General features: G+C 72.1%; 15 protein-coding genes and 1 pseudogene. 6 read left to right on the top strand and 10 right to left on the bottom strand.

Annotation, left to right across the window (positions count from 1 at the left end):
- Window positions 1-4: 4 nt before the first annotated feature.
- Both ACZ8ZB_RS32580 and ACZ8ZB_RS32575 read right to left on the bottom strand, forming a co-directional pair.
- Window positions 5-865 carry an endonuclease/exonuclease/phosphatase family protein gene (locus tag ACZ8ZB_RS32580; protein ID WP_470741160.1) on the bottom strand — a complete coding sequence of 287 codons (861 nt, stop codon included), beginning with the start codon at window positions 863-865 and terminating at the stop codon, window positions 5-7.
- A 248-nt stretch (window positions 866-1,113) separates the two neighbouring features.
- Complete coding sequence (locus ACZ8ZB_RS32575) at window positions 1,114-2,622, bottom strand: PTS transporter subunit EIIC (RefSeq protein ID WP_470741159.1); 1,509 nt, start codon at window positions 2,620-2,622, stop codon at window positions 1,114-1,116.
- Between the two features lie 206 nt (window positions 2,623-2,828).
- On the opposite strand from ACZ8ZB_RS32575, the pseudogene ACZ8ZB_RS32570 reads away from it, so the two are divergent.
- A pseudogene (locus ACZ8ZB_RS32570) lies at window positions 2,829-2,999 on the top strand (hemin transporter); the annotation flags it as partial.
- A 220-nt stretch (window positions 3,000-3,219) separates the two neighbouring features.
- The gene (locus tag ACZ8ZB_RS32565; protein WP_470741158.1) at window positions 3,220-4,425 is read left to right on the top strand and encodes a serine hydrolase domain-containing protein; all 1,206 of its coding nucleotides are present in this window, start codon (window positions 3,220-3,222) and stop codon (window positions 4,423-4,425) included.
- Between the two features lie 194 nt (window positions 4,426-4,619).
- On the opposite strand, the gene ACZ8ZB_RS32560 is transcribed toward ACZ8ZB_RS32565, so the two are convergent.
- The 8 genes from ACZ8ZB_RS32560 to ACZ8ZB_RS32525 all read right to left on the bottom strand — a co-directional run bounded on the left by ACZ8ZB_RS32560 (window position 4,620) and on the right by ACZ8ZB_RS32525 (window position 11,788).
- The gene (locus ACZ8ZB_RS32560) at window positions 4,620-5,546 is read right to left on the bottom strand and encodes a GNAT family N-acetyltransferase (protein WP_470741157.1); all 927 of its coding nucleotides are present in this window, start codon (window positions 5,544-5,546) and stop codon (window positions 4,620-4,622) included.
- A 107-nt stretch (window positions 5,547-5,653) separates the two neighbouring features.
- Entirely contained in the window at window positions 5,654-6,460 is an 807-nt protein-coding gene (locus tag ACZ8ZB_RS32555) for an enoyl-CoA hydratase/isomerase family protein (protein ID WP_470741156.1), read from the bottom strand.
- Entirely contained in the window at window positions 6,457-7,722 is a 1,266-nt protein-coding gene (locus ACZ8ZB_RS32550; protein ID WP_470741155.1) for a cytochrome P450, read from the bottom strand. The genes ACZ8ZB_RS32555 and ACZ8ZB_RS32550 overlap by 4 nt, the downstream gene beginning before the upstream one ends.
- A 106-nt stretch (window positions 7,723-7,828) precedes the next feature.
- The gene (locus ACZ8ZB_RS32545; protein WP_470741638.1) at window positions 7,829-9,127 is read right to left on the bottom strand and encodes a cytochrome P450 family protein; all 1,299 of its coding nucleotides are present in this window, start codon (window positions 9,125-9,127) and stop codon (window positions 7,829-7,831) included.
- Between the two features lie 103 nt (window positions 9,128-9,230).
- A complete protein-coding gene (locus ACZ8ZB_RS32540) occupies window positions 9,231-9,833 on the bottom strand; it encodes a GTP-binding protein (RefSeq protein ID WP_470741154.1) in 603 nt (200 codons plus the stop codon).
- Window positions 9,808-10,182 (bottom strand): DUF742 domain-containing protein, encoded by a 375-nt coding sequence (locus ACZ8ZB_RS32535; RefSeq protein WP_470741153.1) that lies wholly within the window; start codon window positions 10,180-10,182, stop codon window positions 9,808-9,810. The genes ACZ8ZB_RS32540 and ACZ8ZB_RS32535 overlap by 26 nt, the downstream gene beginning before the upstream one ends.
- The gene (locus ACZ8ZB_RS32530; RefSeq protein ID WP_470741152.1) at window positions 10,179-10,580 is read right to left on the bottom strand and encodes a roadblock/LC7 domain-containing protein; all 402 of its coding nucleotides are present in this window, start codon (window positions 10,578-10,580) and stop codon (window positions 10,179-10,181) included. Before ACZ8ZB_RS32530 ends, ACZ8ZB_RS32535 begins: the two co-directional genes overlap by 4 nt.
- The gene (locus tag ACZ8ZB_RS32525; protein ID WP_470741151.1) at window positions 10,577-11,788 is read right to left on the bottom strand and encodes an ATP-binding protein; all 1,212 of its coding nucleotides are present in this window, start codon (window positions 11,786-11,788) and stop codon (window positions 10,577-10,579) included. The genes ACZ8ZB_RS32530 and ACZ8ZB_RS32525 overlap by 4 nt, the downstream gene beginning before the upstream one ends.
- A 1,981-nt stretch (window positions 11,789-13,769) precedes the next feature.
- Between ACZ8ZB_RS32525 and ACZ8ZB_RS32520 the strand changes: the two genes are divergently transcribed.
- The 4 genes from ACZ8ZB_RS32520 to ACZ8ZB_RS32505 all read left to right on the top strand — a co-directional run bounded on the left by ACZ8ZB_RS32520 (window position 13,770) and on the right by ACZ8ZB_RS32505 (window position 17,220).
- Complete coding sequence (locus ACZ8ZB_RS32520; RefSeq protein ID WP_470741150.1) at window positions 13,770-14,390, top strand: helix-turn-helix transcriptional regulator; 621 nt, start codon at window positions 13,770-13,772, stop codon at window positions 14,388-14,390.
- Window positions 14,387-15,193 carry an enoyl-CoA hydratase/isomerase family protein gene (locus tag ACZ8ZB_RS32515; RefSeq protein WP_470741149.1) on the top strand — a complete coding sequence of 269 codons (807 nt, stop codon included), beginning with the start codon at window positions 14,387-14,389 and terminating at the stop codon, window positions 15,191-15,193. The genes ACZ8ZB_RS32520 and ACZ8ZB_RS32515 overlap by 4 nt, the downstream gene beginning before the upstream one ends.
- Before the next feature lie 190 nt (window positions 15,194-15,383).
- Window positions 15,384-16,340: an ABC transporter ATP-binding protein gene (locus ACZ8ZB_RS32510; RefSeq protein ID WP_470741148.1), complete on the top strand. Its 957-nt coding sequence runs from the start codon at window positions 15,384-15,386 to the stop codon at window positions 16,338-16,340.
- 73 nt (window positions 16,341-16,413) lie between these two features.
- Window positions 16,414-17,220: an ABC transporter permease subunit gene (locus ACZ8ZB_RS32505; RefSeq protein ID WP_470741147.1), complete on the top strand. Its 807-nt coding sequence runs from the start codon at window positions 16,414-16,416 to the stop codon at window positions 17,218-17,220.
- Window positions 17,221-17,226 lie beyond the last annotated feature (6 nt).

Here is a 17,226-nt window from a genome sequence, read left to right as displayed (position 1 = left end):
CGGTTCAGCGGCCTCGTCGGCGGACCTCCAGGTCCGCGACCACGGGCCGGTGATCGGACGCCTCCGTCGCCACCGTGCGGGCGCCGGTCACCCGGACGTCGGGTGAGACGGTGACCAGGTCGATGCGCTTGACCGGGTCGGCCGCCGGGTACGTCCCGCCGCCGTGGGGGGCGGCGTCCCGCAACCGCTCCCACAGCGGCGCGAGTTCGGGGTCCGTCGCCTCGGCGTTGAAGTCGCCGGTCAGGATCTTCGGTCCGCGGTCGGCGGCGAGCACGGCGAGCATGTCCCCCACCTGGGCCTCACGGACCGACGGGTCGGCCCGGTGGTCCAGGTGCGTGGTGTAGACGTGCACGTGCGCGCCCCGCACGTCGACCACCACCTCGGCGAAGCCGGGCGCCGGGGCCGGCACCGGATCGGGTGTCTGGGTGGAGAGCCGGGTGATCTCGTGGTTCTCGGCGGCGAGCACGGGGTGGCGGCTCAGTACGGCGACGCCGAACCGCCGCCGCTCGCCGTCCGGGCCGGCCGGGTCCAGGTCGTAGATCGGCGCGAGGAACACCCGCATGTCCAGCTTCCCGGCCAGTGCGCGCGCCTCGTCGACGAAGTCGCTGCGGGCGCCCCAGTGGACGTCGACCTCCTGGAGGCCGATCACGTCGGCCCGCAGGCCGCGCAGGGCCGCCGCGGTGCGGTCGAGGTCGAAGACCTGGTCCACGCCGGCCCCGGCGTGGATGTTGTACGTCGCCACCCGCAGCGGTACCGCGGGGGCGTGCGCTCCGGGAGCGCCGGCCGCCGTGGCCGGTGCGGCCGTGACCAGCAGGACGGCGGCGAGTGCGGCGGCACGGACGGGGCGACGAAAACCGGGCTTCATGCCTTCTCCGGATCGGGTGGGGGCGGGACCGGCACAGTACGTTCCGGCATGACTCCCGTCGGTCGTCCCAGCACCGTACAGCCGTCGTTGCGGTCCGCGGTGGAGCACGGCACAAGCCGGGCGGGCCGGCGGCACGACCGCGCCGGCCCGCCCGCGTCCGCGTGAGGGCTCCCTCGTCATGACCCGGCCGTCATGACCCGGCCGGATCCGCCGTGCCGGCCTTGAGGGAACGGCGGTTCCGGACCGGGTCAGACCTTTTCGTCGGCCCGCTCCGCGGATGCGGGCCGGCCCTCCGCCGCGGGGGCGGGCGCCGTGTCGAGTTCCGTGAGCATGGCTTTCGTGAAGCCGAGGCAGTAGGTGGCGAGAAAGCCCGTCACGTAACCGACGACCAGGCCGGCGGCGTAGACGGCGACCGTCCGCCCCAGGCCGTGGTTGCCGTCGAGAAGGGGGAACAGCGCCCATCCGGAGGGGCCGATCGCGGTCGAACCGACGTCCGTGCCCAGCTGGTTGAAGAAGCCGACGAACGCGCCGCCGAAGGCTCCTCCCGCGCAGGCGGTGACGAACGGACGCCCCAGGGGGAGGGACACCCCGTAGATGAGGGGCTCTCCGACGCCGAGGAAGCCGGGCCAGAGCGCGGATCTGACGGTCGCCCGGATCGAGGTGTTGTGCCGCAGCCGGCAGTAGACCGCGATCGCCGCACCGACCTGTCCCGCACCCGCCATCGCGAGGATCGGCAGCAGGACGGTGAAGCCGGCGCCCTCGATGAGGGTCGTGTGGATGGGGATCAGGGCCTGGTGCAGGCCCAGCATGACCAGCGGCAGGAAGAGGCCCCCGAGAAGGAACCCGGCGCCCGCGCCGCCGTGGGACAGCAGCCAGTCGGCGGCGTCCCCGACCCAGGTGGAGACCTCCCCGGCGAGGAACATCAGTCCGAACAGGGTCGTCGGTCCGGCCACGAGCACGGTGACGGTGGGCGTCACCAGGACGTCGAGGGCCTCGGGGACCCGGCGCCGACACCACTTCTCCACGCACACGCCGAGCCACGCGGCGCCCAGGGCACCGAGCACGCCGCCCTGTCCCGGCGAGAGGTGCCGGCCGAACACCTCGACGTCCGCCACTCCGGCGTAGACGATGACCGACGCGATGGCGCCGCCCAGGACCGGAGTGCCGCCGAACTCCTTGGCCGTGTCGTGGCCGACGAAGACGGCGATCAGCGCCATGAACCCGGACGCCGTGGCGGCCAGGGCCGGGGTGATCCCCGGCAGCCAGTCCAGGTTGACCAGCAGTCCGTTCAGACCGGCGATGACGCCGCAGCCGATGAGCGCGGGGATCAGCGGCACGAAGATGTTCGCGATCCGGCGCAGGAACAGCTTGAACGGCGTGGCGTTCCTCGCCTTCCACCGCGCCCTGAGCGCCGCTCCCCGCGCGGCGAGCGCCTCGGCCGCCACCGGTCCGTCCCCGCGGTCCGGGGCGGGGGACGCCGTCGCGGCCCCCTCCGCCTCGACCAGGGCCTCGAACTCCGGGGCGATACGCGCCACCGCTCCCGGCCCCAGCACGATCTGGTAGGTGTCGTCCTCGACGACGCCCATGACCGCGGGAAGCGCCTTGAGCTGCTCCTCCCGCACGAGGGAGCGGTCGTGCAGACCCAGTCTGAGACGGGTCATGCAGTGGGCCACCGACGTCACGTTCTGTGCACCTCCGACCAGGGGGAGGATGGCGGCGGCGGTGGCGGTGGCGTGATGCTTGTTCTCGTCGCTCATGGTGCGGTCGCGCCTCGCTGTGAGTGGGGGTGTGCGAGTCCTCGAAATTTTCTTCCGTGATGCTGCTGGGAGCCGAAAGGCATTTTCACCCCTCCGGAGCGTCAAGCTTCCGCAGGCGACGCCTCACGGCCCGGTGTTCACCCTCGGCGGGACCGAAGCGGGCGCGCGGGGGAGTCGCACGGATCACACCCCCTTAAACATGGAGGGGTCTGACCGATGTGGCCCGGCTGACGACGCTGCGGGAGGGCGTCAGCGCGTTCCTGTGCGGCCCGCTGCCCTTCATGCAGGCCGTCCGCGGCGACCTGCTCACCCGGGGGATCAGCCCGAAGGACGTCCACTACGAGGTGTTCGGCCCCGACCTCTGGCTCAGCAAGTAGGACCGGACGGGGGCGGACGGCCACTCGGCGGTCCGCCCCCGTCGCCACGCGCCGCGGTGGCCGGGTTCCTGACGCCCGGTCGGCGGCTGATGGTGGACTACGATGCCCCGGGTGCCGCGCCGGCCGCCGGTGGATCCTCCGACTTCCCTGCGGGCAAGGGAGGTTGGGAAGACCCGAGGTCGCGGGCACCCTCCGGTTCCCCACCATCAGAAAGATGCGGATGCGGATCAAAGATGTGAGCCTGGTGCTCGCCGGCTCCACCCTGATCGTCACTCTGGGGGCCTCCCCGGCCCTCGCGGACAGTCCCTCCCTCCCCTCCCCCGACCTCACCGCCGTGCGCACCGTGCACGACACCGCTCTCTCCCAGGGCGCTCCCGGAGCGCTCACCCGGATCGACGAGGGCTCCACCACCTACCACGTCGCCACCGGCGAGGCCGACACCGGCGCCCACAAAGCGATGGACACCGGCCGCCGGTTCCGCGTGGGCAGCGTCAGCAAGACCTTCACCGCGGTGGTGCTGCTGCAACTCGTCGCCGAGGGACGTGTCGACCTCGACGCCCCGGCCAACCGCTACCTGCCCCAGCCGCTGCCCGACGACCGCATCACCGTGCGGCACCTGCTCAGCCACCGCAGCGGCCTGTACGACTACACCAACGACATGTTCCACAACACCGTCCCGGGTTTCGAGGCGGTCCGGAACAAGGTCTTCAGCTACCAGGAGCTCATCGACCTGTCCACCGCGCGCCCCCTGAACAACGCGCCGGGCGCCGCCTACAGCTACTCCAACACCAACTTCGTCGTGCTGGGGCAGATCGTCGAGCACCTCACCGGCACCCCGGTCGCCACCCAGTACCAGCGGCGCATCTTCGCTCCCCTGCGGCTGCGGAACACCTCGTACGTCCATCCGCGGACGACCCTCTCCGGCTCCTACGCCCGCGGTTACCTCCGGCAGGACGACACCACGCTGCCGCTGGTCGACTCCACCGAACAGACCGTCTCCTGGGCCCAGTCCGCGGGCGCGGTCATCTCCAACGGCAAGGACCTCAACCGCTTCTTCTCCGCGCTGCTGTCCGGCAGGCTCCTGCCCGCCGAACAGCTGGAGGAGATGACCGCCATGGTCCCGGTCACCGCGGACGGGAAGCAGTCCTACGGACTGGGGCTGCGGGCGCGCAAGCTCTCCTGCGGCACCACCGTCTACGGCCACACCGGCACCGTCCAGGGCTACTACACCTACGCCTTCACCACCACTGACGGCGCCCGCAGCATGACCTCCCTGGCGAACACCTCCAACAACGGAACCGTGAACGCCACGCTCGGCGCCACGCTGGACGCCGCCTTCTGCGGCTCCGGCACGGCCGCCGCCGAGTCCACCGCCCCGGCCCGCGGTTACACCGAGGACATCGCTCCCCAGGTCGCCCGCGACTGACCCACCGGGTCGCCGCACGCCCGCGCCCCGGCCGGACGCACGTCCGGCCGGGGCGCGGGCCGGTCGCGGTCGTGCCGTCCTGTACCCGGTCCTGGAGAGCCACCGGCTGCTGCTGGCCGGCTGGTACGGCGTGGTCGTGCTGCTGGTCCTGACCCGTTTTCCGGACGTACTGGGGCAGTCTGCTGCAGCCGGCGTCAGCCGACCGTCGCCTCCCAGGTGTCGACGGCGTAGTGGACCGTCATGCCGTGGCGGTCGTACAACCGGGGCGCCCCCGTGGCGTTCTGCGTGTCCACGCCGAGCCCGACGGTGTCCCGCCCGCGCGCCGCGAACGCCGCGAACGCGTGCCGCAGCAGGAATCCGCCCAGTCCGCGGCCGCGGGCCGCGGGCAGCACACCGAGGCTGCGGATCCACCCCATGGCCTCGCGGTCGTCCCGTGCGAGCAGGAAGCCCGCGTCCCCCAGGTCCTCGGTGCCGACGATCCACACCAGGGACCAGTCCAGCCCCTCGGCGTCGATGTCGTGCAGCCACGTCTCGCAGGTGCGCGGCTGGAAGTCGAAGTGGTGGGCGAAGGACGCCTGGTACAGCTCGTGGACGCGCGACCGGTCCGCCTCGGCGGCGCAGTTGCGCACCCGCACGCCCGCGGGCGCCTCGGGAAACGGGTCCCGCGCCGGGTCCAGGGGGCGGCGCAGCACGTGGTAGCGGCGTACGATCCGCCAGTCGCGTGCCCGCAGGAGTCCGGTGTCGAGGGTGGGCGCCGTGTTGAGGTGCAGATGCACCACCGCCCGCTCCGCCCCGTTCTCGCGGGCCTTCTCCAGTGCCCTGGTCTCCATGGCCTCCAGCATCCGGGCGGCGGCCCCCTGGTGCTCGGGCAGGACGTACTGGTCGATGTCGATGCGTTCGCCGTCGGACTCGTCCCACAGCAGCCCGTACGCCACCAGGAGGTCCCCGTCCCAGGTGAGCCAGGAGTCCCGCTCCAGGTCGGTACCGGGATGCTTCAGATCGGCCTCGACGGTGTGCAGGTCCGTCTCGGGCCGGCCGATCTCGATCTCGTCCACCTTGTTGAGCAGTTCGGTGACGGCGGGCGCGTCGGTGAGCGCCGCGGGGCGCGTCGCGTAGGGCATGAGGCACAAGAATCCGGTCACGGGGACCGGGACGCAACGGTTTTTCGGTGCCGCGGGATGCCGGGCGTGGCGGGGCACGCCCGGCGTCCCGCGGGAGACGCCCGGGGTCAGCCGGGCCGGTGCTGCTGGGTGAGGACCGCCGCCATCAGTTCGGGGTCGAGGACCGCGGCGTCGGCGAGGCGAGTGGACGCGGTGAGGGAGTGCAGCAGCGCCTTGGTGACCCGCAGGGCGGGGGCCGGCCGCCGCAGGACGGGTTTGGCCCAGGCGGTGACGGCCGCGTCGAGTGCGTCGCCGGGGACGACCTTCTGCAGGACCGACAGGGAGTGGGCCTCGTGGGCGTCGAACACCCGCCCGGTGAGGACGATCTCGCGGACGCGGGCGGCCCCCGCCTCGCTGATGAGGCGCGGGAGCAGCCCGCCCCAGGCGGTGGGCAGGCCGAGGGCGAGTTCGGGCAGGCGGAAGGTGGCCGTGTCGGCGCCGACGCGCAGGTCGCAGGCGAGGGCGAGGGCGAGTCCGGCGCCGATGGCTCTGCCCTGGACACGGGCGATGGTGACGGCGGGGTTGGCGGTCAACGCCTCGCACACGCGCCGGGCGCGGGTCCCGGAGGCGCGGATGCCGCCGCCGGTGGGGTCGAGGGCGAGGTGCTCGGCGAACTCGCCGCGGTCGCCGCCGAGGCAGAAGTCGTCGCCGGCGGCGGCCAGCACCAGGACCCGTACCGCCGGGTCCTGGTCGTCGAGGACGGTGAGGAGGTCGTCCAGCATGGCGTCGGTGACGGCGTTGCCCTGCTCGGGGACGTTCAGTTCGACGGTGAGGAGAGGTCCCTGACGCAGGGTGCGCAGGGTCTTGAGCGTCCGGTCGGGGGGAGGCCCGGAGGGGAGTCCGGCAGCCGGTTCGGCGAGGGGCAGGGTGTTCATGCGGTGACTTTCAGGGAGGTGATGCGGCGGAAGACGACCCGGGAGGTGTCGTAGGCGGGGGGTGCGAGGGGCCGCAGCGTGGGAAAACGTTCCAGCACCTGGGTGAGCAGTTCCCGGGCCTCCAGCCGGGCGAGCGCCGCTCCGAGGCAGTAGTGGGCGCCGCCGCCGAAGGTGAGGTGGCCGCCGCCGCGCCGGATGTCGAAGCGATGGGGGTCCGGGTTGCGTCGGGGGTCGTGGGCGGCCGCTCCGTACAGCACGTGGACGGTGGTGTCCTTGGCGATGGGTGTGCCGGCGAGGACGGTGTCGTCGGCGGCGACGCGGGAGTTGACGACCACCGGCGGGTCGTAGCGCAGTGTCTCCTCGACCGCGTCGTCGATGTGCTGCGGGTGCCGGCGCAGCCATGCGGCGCGGGAGGGGTCCCGGGTGAGGAACCACACGGTGTTGGCCAGCAGCACCGCGCTGGTCTCCAGCGAGGCGATGGTGACGAACATCGTCAGGTCGTAGATCACCTGGTCCGCGGCGGCCCGGTCGTCGGGGTACCGGGCGTCCCAGTGGTGGATCCAGCCGGTGAGGACATCGTTGCCGGGGCGGGCCCGCCGCTGCCGGATCAGCTCGGTGAAGTAGGCCCGCATCTCCAGCGTGGCCTGTGCCGACACGGCGAGTTCGCTCTTGGTGGGCAGCAGTTCCTGGGCGTAGACCTGCCGGTGGGTGAAGTCCAGGATGTGCGCGTGGTGCTCCGGGGGGATGCCGAGCCAGTCGCCCACGGTCAGCAGGGGGAGCTGCTCGGCGACGGTGGTGACGAAGTCGGCCTCCCCGTCGGCGCGCAGCCGCTCCTCGAGGCCGTCCAGGAGGCCGGCGGCGAGAGCGGCGATCCTGGGCCGGATGCTCTCCAGGGTGGTGCGGTCGAACGGGTTGCCCAGGGCGCGCCGCTGGCAGGTGTGCGCCGGGGCGTTGAGGCGGGGCAGGGTGCGGGTCATCTCGCGGGTGGCGAGGGCCTGCCAGCGCTCCGGATCGGGCTGCCGCTCCTGCCAGGCGAAGTCCGGCACCAGCCAGTTCCTGCCGCGCAGGACCTGGCTGCATGCCTCGAACCCGGTGACGAAGTAACCGCCCCAGGGGGCGCGTACGACGTCCCCCAGGGCGCGCATCCCCTCCCATATGGGAAGGGGGTCGGCCTGCCCCTCGCCGGAACGCAGGCGGCGGAGAAGGGAGATGACGGCTCGGCGGTCGTGGCTGGTGCCGCGTATGTCGCCAACGGCGGTCACGCAGAGCTCCTTTTGCTGGGCGCTACCGATCAACACCGCCGGAACCTACCCTTCCGTCCTCCGGTGTCATGCACCCCTGCGTGTTGCCCCTGTCACATGCCGTGCGTCAGACACGGAAGATGTCCAGGAAGCTGCTCCAGAATCCCTTTCTCCGTGCCGGCTCCTGCCCGACCGGCGCGGACGCCGCCGGGCGGGACTGCTGCGCACCCGGCGCCGGGGCCCGGTCCTGGAGCGCGGACGCCATCCGGGTGGCGGGTGTGGGACTGAAGGTCACGGGCAGCGTGACCAGGGCCCGGTGGAAGGGCCCCGGGCGCCACTGCAGGTCCTTCTCCGGCACGGCCAGGGTGAGGTCGGGCAGCGCGTTGAGGAGCCGTTCGATCGCGGTGGTCGCGATGACCTGCGCCGGGTCCTTGGCGGGGCAGGCGTGCGGGCCGGCTCCCCAGGCCAGGTGGGCGCCCTTGCTGTGCGTGCGGCGGGCCTCGGCGAGCGCGGGGTCGCTGTTGGCGCCCGCGAAGGAGATGACGACCGGGGTGTTCGCCTCCGCCACGTGGCCGCCGAGGTCGACGTCCTGGACCGGGTAGTGGGTGGCGTAGTTGGCGATGGGCGTCTGGTTCCACAGCACGTGCTCGAGGGCCTCCTCGATCAGCATGCCGCTCTGCCGGCCGCCCGCCCCGGACAGCAGCAGCACCAGGGCGTTGCCGATGAGGTTGCGTTCGGGTTCGACGCCGGCCCCCATCAGCATCACCAGCTGGTCCTTGAGTTCCTCGTCGGTCAGCCCGGCCGGGTGCTGGATCAGCCAGGAGGTGACGTCGTCACCGGGCCGGCGCCGTTTGAGCGCGATCAGCTCCATCAGGCAGGCGGTGAGGTCCTCGTCGGCGCGCAGCGCGTCCTTGCCGTCGAAGATCGCCGACATGGCGGTGGTGAGGGTGTCGCCGATGTCCGCGGGGCAGCCGAACAGCTTGTTGAACAGCAGCAGCGGGAGCAGCTTGGCGTAGTCGTTGAGCAGGTCGGCGCGGCCCCGCTCGCTGAACCGGTCGAGCAGGTAGTCGGCGATCGGCTCGACGTCACGCCGGATCCGGGTGATGTTGAGCCGGGCCAGGCTGTCCACCACGGCCTTGCGCAGCCGCAGGTGCACCGCCCCGTCGGTGAACAGGCAGTTGGGCCGGTACGCCATCATCGGCAGCACCGGGTTGTCCATGCCGATGCGGCCCTCGCCCAGCGCCTTCCAGCGGCGGGCGTCGCGGGCGAACAGCTCGGTGTTCTGCAGGACGCGCAGCGCCGTCTCGTAGCCGACGACCAGCGTGGCGTCCGCGCCGGGGGCGAGTTCGACGGGCCCGGCCGGGGCGTGGGCGCGCAGCCGGTCGTAGACCTGCTGGGGGTCGGCGGCGAACGCGGCGTCGTGCATGGGGCATCTGCCGGCGGTGACGGCGGACGGTGCTTGGGGGTCCATGGAGTCTTCCTTAGTGGTCGAAGAACCGCTGTTCCCGGTCCGGGCGGGCGCGGGGCGGTCAGGCCGCGCGGTCGAGCAGGTGTCGCACCAGGGCGATCAGCGCCCTGGCGGACGACCGCTGGTCGCGGGCGTCGCAGTAGACGACGGGGGTGTCCGGGAGCAGGTCGAGCGCCTCGCGCACCTCGGCCTCGGCGTAGGTGGCGGCGGGGTCGAAGCAGTTGACGGCGATGGCGTACTCCAGGCCGTACCGCTCGATGAGGTCGATGACCGGGAAGGTCTCCTCCAGACGTCCGGGGTCGACCAGGAGCAGTGCCCCGAGCGCGCCGCGGGCCATGTCCTCCCACAGCTGCATGAAGCGCTGCTGTCCCGGGGTGCCGAACAGGTACAGCACCAGGTCGTCGCTGAGGGTGAGGCGGCCGAAGTCCAGGGCGACCGTGGTGGTGGTCTTGTCCGCCACGCCCCGCAGGTCGTCGACGTGGACGGACGCCTGGGTCATCTTCTCCTCGGTGCGCAGCGGAGTGATCTCCGACAACGAGCCGATGAAGGTCGTCTTGCCCACGGCGAAGTGCCCGACGACGAGGATCTTGGCGGCGTTGGTCACCGCGCTGGAGACGTAGATGGACTTCTGGGCCGTCTCAGCCGATGAGGGATTGGAGTCCATTCAGAACCTTCTCGAGGGTCGCTCTGTCAACGTTCTGGGCCCGGGGCGGCTCGGCCCGGCGCAGCAGGTGCCCCTGTTCCGCTAAATCGGTGAGCAGCAGCCGGGCCACCCCGACGGGCAGGCCGAGGTGGCCCGCCACCTCGGCGACCGACAGGTAGCCGCCCGCGCACAGCTCCCAGATCGCCCTGACCTCGGGGCCGGCCCCCAGCGGAAGCGTCCGCTCGGGAGCCAGGGTGACCAAGGTGTGCAGCGCGAGTTCGTCCGAGGACGGCAGGCTCCGGCCGCCCGTGATGACGTAGGAGCGGACGAAGTCACTGGTGACGGGTACTTCCTCGCCGGGTGTCGTCATATGCCGACACCGTTGTCGGAGCGCGGCGCCACGCTCATCGCCTTGCTCAGCGCCGCCACCGTCTTCTGCATGCGGAACGACATGGCCTCCATGTCGACGTCCAGCGCGGCCGAGACGGCGAGGTAGGCGCCCTGCCCGGCCGCGATCAGGAAGATCCAGCCGCCGTCGTACTCCAGCAGCGTCTGCTTCCAGATGCCGTGCCCCGCCCCGACGAAACCGGCGACCGCCCGGCTCAGGGACTGCATGGAGCTCATCGCGGCGGCGTTCGTCTCCGCGTCGTCGCGTGAGATCTCGTCCGAACGCTGCAGCAGCAGGCCGTCACCCGAGACGAGGACCGCGTGGCGGGCGCCCCGCACCTCGAGCACGTCGTTCAGCACCCACGACAGGTCGGTGTTCACTGGTGGTCAGGTCCTTCCGTGGTGTTCGTGGTCCGCCCGAGCTGGGTGCCGCGCGCGAACGCCCCCAGGCGCGACGCGGTCACCTCACCGTCCGACTCGGACGTCTGCTGGCCGGTGCCGGCCGTGTCCTGCGGGGCCGGCACCACCGAGATGGGCCCCTGACGCCGGCGGCGCTTGGGCAGTCCGCCGGTCGTCGTGCCCACCACGTGCGAGGGGCCGACCGGAACGGGCGCCAGCCGCTGCGGAGCGCTCTCCCCGCCCCGGTCCGCGGGCTCCCGGACGGGCTCGGCGGGAGCGGCGGCCTCGGCCGCCAGAAGGCTTTCCGGCACTCGGATCACTGCGCGCACTCCGCCGTAGGGGGACACCGAACCGACGGAGACGGCGAAGCCGTACCGGGCGGCGAGCATGCCGCACACCGCGAACCCGAACCGGGGCGGGTCGCCGAGGCCGGTGATGTCGACGGGGCCGTCGGCGGACAGCAGCGCCGCCGCCCGGTCCTTGGTCTCCTGGTCCATGCCCAGACCGGCGTCGTCGACGATGAAGCACACGCCCGTCGGCACGGCCTGGATGTTGACCTCGACCGGTGTGCCCGGAGCGCTGTACGTGGTCGCGTTGTCCAGCAGCTCGGCGAGGACCACCGCCACCGGCTCGACGGCCTTGCTGGTGACGGCGACACTGGCCTGCGCGTGGATGCTCACCCGGTTGAAGTCCTTGATGCGGCCCTGCGCGCTGCGGGCCACGTCGTAGACGGTCGCCACGCCCTCGCGCCGGCCCAGCCATCCGCCGCACAGCACCGAGATGCCCTTGGCCCGGCGGCTGAACTGACTGCCGGTGTGGTCCACCGACATCAGGTCCGCCAGCACCTCGGTGTCGTTGCCGTACTTCTGCAACAGCCCGTCCAGCAGCAGTTGCTGCTCCTCGGCGAGCGACTGGAGCGTGCCCATCGCCGACTTCAGCACCGCCTTGGTCGACGACTCCGCGTCCGCGCGGACGTCCGCGAGGTCACCGCGGTGCCGGGTGTCCTGGGCGGCGACGTGTTCCTGGAGCTGGCCGATCCGGCCCTGGGCCTGGCCCAGCCGGGTCTCCAGGTCCTCCTTCGTTCTTCGGAGCGCCAGATTGGTTCTCCGGGCCCGCTGCACCGCGAACACCGCGGCAGCGAGCACCACAAGCAGGATCCACAGCAGCGGATCCCCGATCAATGACGTCATGAGACTCTCTTCAAGTCGCATCGCGCCGGGAGTTCGGCAGGCCCGCGCGCGCGGGACGGGTCCGGGCCGTGGAACGGCGCGGGCCTACGGCGGACCAAGCCTCAACTCCTCAGCGATGGGGCCTTAGAGACTGTCCCCCGTACGCGTTCATGACGCGCCGCCAGCCTGCTGAAAGTCCGATGATCTTAGCAGGCGGGCGGCCGTGACCTGCCTGCCCGGGAGGACGCTCGGCGACCCTCACGAGACCCACACACCCCTCCCTCCCCGGTGCCGGCGAGCCGGTGCCGCCGCTGCGGGATGTCCGTACGCGCCGCGGGAAACGGTGACACGGCCTTCGGCGCCGACGGCACCCCGCGGCCGCGTGAACACCACGTGAACGTGGCGTCGGCGCCGCGACGGGCAGGCGGTCCGGCCACGTCAGCACCTGAGGGCGGCGGCACCCGCGGACTCTCCGGTGACACCGGCCTCCGGACCCTCCGCGACGGGTGCGCCGCGGCCGCCCGCGCTCCCGGAGGTGTGCGACCGTCCCCTCGGCGGATCCGCCTCCGAGTGCGCCTCCCCACCGGTTCCGAGCGAGGGGACGAGCGGGCTTCCCGGGCCTGGCGGCAGGTGACGGAGTGGCCTTCGTCCGGTTCGGGCCCGCCGTGTCGCCCGGACGCACCCGCGCCCTCGCCGGTTGCGGTACGTCACGCCGGACGGCGCTTCGCGCGGCCCGCGACTCCGTCACCTGCTCGGTCATACGGGTCACCCGTCCATTCCCGGGATCCTGGGAGGCAAGGGCCCCTTCCAGCCCAGGTCGCCCGGTGCAGGGCCGCGAAGCGGACCGGTCCCGTGGAATCCGTGCGACACGACGCCCGAGGCAGGGACGGAGTCGCGCGGTGACGGTTCCGGCTCCCCGGCGGACGCGGCAGACCGCTCATCGAGCGGGTGCCGACGGCGGGTGGCGTGCTCCGGCTGCGGCGGCCCCGGCCGATCGGGCGGCTCCCACGCATCGGTTCGCCGCCGAGGGCGCGCTCGTCGTCGGCGGCCGGGACGGCGGCCGCACGAGCTTCCCCCGGCACGGCCGCCGCCGACTGCCGGCCACCGTCCACCAGTGCCCCGGCGGCCCGACCGCGCCCGTCCGGACGACTCGACGTCCACAGGTCCGCCGGCCTGTGAAGCGGACCGGAAAGCCGGGACCGCCGAACGCTCGCCGCCCGCCGCTCCACGCACCCGACCTGGGCCCCGCCGAAGGCATCCGGTCCGTCCCGCGGCACGCCCGGCCCTTTAACGTCGCCTTCAACACCCCGAACACCTCGCCCCCTGGGCCGGCTTGACCATCAAGTCCACCTGTCGCAACACGACATGACAAGTGATAACTCTCCGGTTACTGTTGGCCTGGATTCAGGGCCGGAGCTCACGCACTCTTTGACCCCGCGCGCGCCCTGAGCGATCATGGGCTGAAACGCACGATCAGGGGGGAGGAACGTGCCACAGCCAGCAGGCCCCTCAGGGTTACTCCTCCTCGGCTGGACCGTGCGGGCTTCCCTGCCCCGCTGCCGCGATCCGGGCTGGCACCGGCCCTCGCGCCGGCGCACGTACGCCCCGAGTCCGCTGTTCCCACGGATGTCACAGGGCCTTAACGCGCGTATCGAAACCTGGGTATCGGAAGTCCGCGACGATGGAACCGGCCTCGGAACGACTGTGCCGCGCACCGTGAATCCCGTTCCCCCAAGTTTATTTACGCGTCAGTAGGATCCGCCGGAAGAGGAGTGCATTCCGCCTGAATGCGCGATGACGTCCCGGCAGTAATGAGCAGTAATGCGGTCACGCGCCGAAGGGCGCGGTAATCCCACTTTCCCGCCGCCCCGGCGCCCGCATCGGGGCGGGCATCCGCCGGACGGGGAGGGCACCACCCTGAGAACGCAGTTCAGTACATTCATAACGTATCGAACGAAGACGCGGCATCAGCCGTCGCTGTCTGAGCACGAGGGGTTCTGGTATGGCAGAGAAGGGCAGACCCGGACTCCTGGTCCTGCACTCGTCGCCTTTGATACGCAAGGCGATTCTCGATCTGTTCCGGGGCGACCCGGGCGTCACCGTGCTGGGCGGCTGCCCGCATCCGACCGCCGTCGACAGCCTCCTCGGGCGCCGGCCGGACGTGGCACTGGTGGAGTACGAGCAGTGGCGGAGGGTGCGCGGCGATCTGACGCACTGGAGCGGCACCCGGCTCATCCTCTACAGCAGGGACAACACCCCTCGCAGCGTGGTGGACTGCATCAGGGGCGGGGCCGCCGGGTTCGTGCACGAGTCGTGCCCGCCCGAGTTCATCGTCAAGGGGCTGCACGACGTGCTGAGCGGGCGCGGCTTCTGGCACCTGGGGGCCGACGAGTCCGAGCGCGTACCGGTGACACAGAGCTTCGAGGCGGGCGGGCAGTGGCGGCTGACCGGACGCGAGGAGGAGATTCTCGGACTCCTGCTCCGCCGGCGCTCCAACGAGGAGATCGCCCATGAGCTCTGCCTCACCCAGCAGACCGTCAAGAACTACGCGAGCCGGGTCTTCCAGAAGGTGGGCGTGTCCGGGCGCAAGGAGCTGTTCAGGATGCTGAGGCCCTGCGGATGACCCCCCTGAAGACGGCGGCCGGCGCAGCGGACGGCCCTCTGCTGGTCGAGCGGCACGGGCGGGTGGTCACCCTCACGCTGAACCGGCCGCACCGCCGGAATGCGATGTCCACCGCGATGCTGGACCGACTCGCGCGTGAACTGGGAGCCCTGACGGCCCGGGACGGGAACGCACCGGGTGTGCTGGTGATCACCGGGGCCGGCGGGACCTTCTCCAGCGGTGCGGACACCCGCGAACCCGACTGGCGGGACCTGTCGCGCCGCGCGGTGCGACGCTCCCGTTTCCGTGCCGTGTTCTCGGCGTTGCACGAGGCCCCCTTCCCCGTGGTGGCGGCCGTCGAGGGGTACGCGCTCGGGGGCGGGCTCGAACTGGCCCTGGCCTGCGACCTGGTGGTGGCCGGTCAGGGCGCCCTGTTCGGTCTTCCGGAGCTGGGGGTCGGCGCCGTGCCGGGCGGCGGCGCGGTGCACTCGCTGGTACGGCGGGTCGGCCGCGGAGTGGCCGCCAGGATGCTGCTGATTCCCGAGGAGCGCGTACGGGCGGACGAGCTGTACCGGCTGGGCGCGGTGGAGCGCACCGTGCCCGACGGCGGGGCGCTCGCCGAGGCTCAGGCGCTGGCGGCCTCCGTGGCCGAGAGGGATCCGGCGCTGCTGGAGGCGGGGGTCAGGCTGGTGCGGGACTCCGGGCACCTGGACCGCACGGCGGCGCTCGGCGTGGAGAACGGCTACTGGTGGCAGGCCGCGTCCGCCGCGGGCCGCGACCCGTCGCACCCCGGTGACCAGAGCGTTTCGGGCCACGAGCGGTGAGTGCTTCGTTGCGGCGGGCGGGGCGCCCCGTTAGCCTTGTTCATGAGATTCAGTAACCAGTGAACGATCTGTGTGCGCCGCACACCAGGCGCTGACGCCCCCACCCCCGATGCCCTCGATGCTCGCCGGACGACCCGGGCCGACCGTGGACGCATGAGCCGTGGACGCAAGGGGAGAGAGCAGAAGAGACGTGACCCCTCTCATCGAATGCATCGACGTCACCAAGAAGTTCGGTGACTTCACCGCGCTGAACCGGCTGAACCTGACAGTTCCCCCGGGCGTGGTCCACGGATACCTGGGGCCCAACGGAGCGGGCAAGAGCACCACGATCCGCATGCTCATGGGCCTCTCCCGGCCCACCTCCGGCCGGGTCCGGGTGCTGGGCCAGGATCCGGCCGACCCCGAGGTCCGGCGGCGCATCGGCTACCTGCCCGGAGAACTGCGGCTGGACGACCGGCTGACCATCGGGCAGACACTGGTCTCCTGGGGGCGGCTGCGAGGGCTCACCGACACCGCCTACCGCGACGAGCTGGTCCAGCGGTTCGGCCTCGACCCGTCCCGGAAGGTGCGCGGGCTCTCCACCGGCAACCGCCGCAAGGTCGGCCTGGTCGGCGCCTTCATGGCCAGGCCGGAACTGCTGATCCTGGACGAACCGACCAACGGACTCGACCCGTTGATGCAGCAGGTGTTCCTCACCACCGTCGAGCAGGCCCGGGACAACGGGCAGAGCGTGCTCCTCTCCTCGCACGTCCTCTCCGAGGTCGAACGGGTGGCCGATCTGGTCGCGGTGCTCCAGGGCGGCGAGCTGGCCGCCTCCGGGCCGACCCGGGAACTGCGCCGCCGGGCCGCCCAGCGCTTCCACATCACCTTCGCGGAGGGCGAGGACGTCCCGCTCACCGCGCTGGCCGCCCTGGACGGGGCATCGGCCGTGGAGCGGCGGCGACCGGAGGGCCAGGAGGTCTCCCTCGCGTGGGCCGGCTCGCCCGACGCGCTGCTGAGATTGCTGGCGGGTCACCGGATCACGACGCTCACCGCGCCCGAACCGGACCTGGAGGACGCGTTCCTGGAGTACTACCGGCAGGACGTCCCCGGCAGCCGGAGCTCCACGGCCGAGGAGCCCTCCTCGGCCTCCGACCCGGTGCGGTAGCGACCGCCGGACGCCACCGCCACGGGTCTCAGCCACCAAGGCCGCTCCCCCGGGCCGGCCGGAAGGGAAACACATGTCATCGCCCAGTTCGGAGATCTTCCGGCGCGGAGTACAGATTCAGAAGCGCACGCTGATCGCCTGGTCGGCCGCGCTGGTCCTGCTCGCACTCTCCGTCGTCGGCGCCTGGCCCTCGATGGAGGACTCCGGCGCCCTGGAGGACTTCTCCTCCGGCGTGTCCCCGGAGGTGGCCGCGGCGTTCGGGATCGACCAGATCAGCAGCGCGAGCGGCTACCTCAAGGGGAACCTGTACGCGGTCCTGCTGCCGCTGCTCCTCGGCCTGATGGCCGTCACCGCCACCACCGCCCTGACCGGCGGGGACGAGGAGGCCGGACGGCTCGAACTGCTGCTCGCGCTGCCGGTCGCCCGCCGCCGGGTCTTTCTGGTGCGCTTCCTCTGCGTGGTCTTCGGCCTGGCCCTCACCAGCGTCCTGGTCTGGCTGTCGGTGTACGGCTCGGTCGTCTCCTTGGACATGGACGTCTCCGGGGGCGGGGTGGCGGCGGTGACGCTGACGGTCGCCCTGCTGGCCGTGCTGCACGCGGGGATCGCGTACGCCGTCGTCGGGTTCGGCTTCGGGCGCGGTCCCGCTCTGGGCGCGGCGGCGGGCGTGCTCGTCGTCGGGTACCTGCTGCACGCCATCGCGCCGATGTCCGACGGCCTGGAGCCGCTGGCGAACGTCTCCCCCTGGGAGTGGGCGCTGGGCAACGACCCGCTGCTCAACGGACTCCCCTGGGGCGGGACCGTGCTCCTGGCGGCCCTCTCGGTCGTGGTCGTCGCCGCCGGTACCTACGCCGTGGACCGTCGCGACATCAAGAACGCCTGAACCGCA

This window comes from Streptomyces sp. 12E (assembly GCF_055633275.1).
The sequence above is the reverse complement of the archived record's forward strand: the minus strand, read 5'-3'. Positions and strand labels throughout refer to the sequence as shown.

Excerpts from the sequence above, each read along its gene's own strand:
- ACZ8ZB_RS32560 (WP_470741157.1), bottom strand. The coding sequence starts at position 5,546 with ATGCCCTACGCGACGCGCCCCGCGGCGCTCACCGACGCGCCCGCCGTC.
- ACZ8ZB_RS32525 (WP_470741151.1), bottom strand. The coding sequence starts at position 11,788 with ATGACGTCATTGATCGGGGATCCGCTGCTGTGGATCCTGCTTGTGGTG.
- ACZ8ZB_RS32515 (WP_470741149.1), top strand. The coding sequence starts at position 14,387 with ATGACCCCCCTGAAGACGGCGGCCGGCGCAGCGGACGGCCCTCTGCTG.
- ACZ8ZB_RS32555 (WP_470741156.1), bottom strand. The coding sequence starts at position 6,460 with ATGAACACCCTGCCCCTCGCCGAACCGGCTGCCGGACTCCCCTCCGGG.
- ACZ8ZB_RS32535 (WP_470741153.1), bottom strand. The coding sequence starts at position 10,182 with ATGACGACACCCGGCGAGGAAGTACCCGTCACCAGTGACTTCGTCCGC.
- ACZ8ZB_RS32580 (WP_470741160.1), bottom strand. The coding sequence starts at position 865 with ATGAAGCCCGGTTTTCGTCGCCCCGTCCGTGCCGCCGCACTCGCCGCC.
- ACZ8ZB_RS32540 (WP_470741154.1), bottom strand. The coding sequence starts at position 9,833 with ATGGACTCCAATCCCTCATCGGCTGAGACGGCCCAGAAGTCCATCTAC.
- ACZ8ZB_RS32505 (WP_470741147.1), top strand. The coding sequence starts at position 16,414 with ATGTCATCGCCCAGTTCGGAGATCTTCCGGCGCGGAGTACAGATTCAG.
- ACZ8ZB_RS32520 (WP_470741150.1), top strand. The coding sequence starts at position 13,770 with ATGGCAGAGAAGGGCAGACCCGGACTCCTGGTCCTGCACTCGTCGCCT.
- ACZ8ZB_RS32565 (WP_470741158.1), top strand. The coding sequence starts at position 3,220 with ATGCGGATCAAAGATGTGAGCCTGGTGCTCGCCGGCTCCACCCTGATC.
- ACZ8ZB_RS32575 (WP_470741159.1), bottom strand. The coding sequence starts at position 2,622 with ATGAGCGACGAGAACAAGCATCACGCCACCGCCACCGCCGCCGCCATC.
- ACZ8ZB_RS32545 (WP_470741638.1), bottom strand. The coding sequence starts at position 9,127 with ATGCACGACGCCGCGTTCGCCGCCGACCCCCAGCAGGTCTACGACCGG.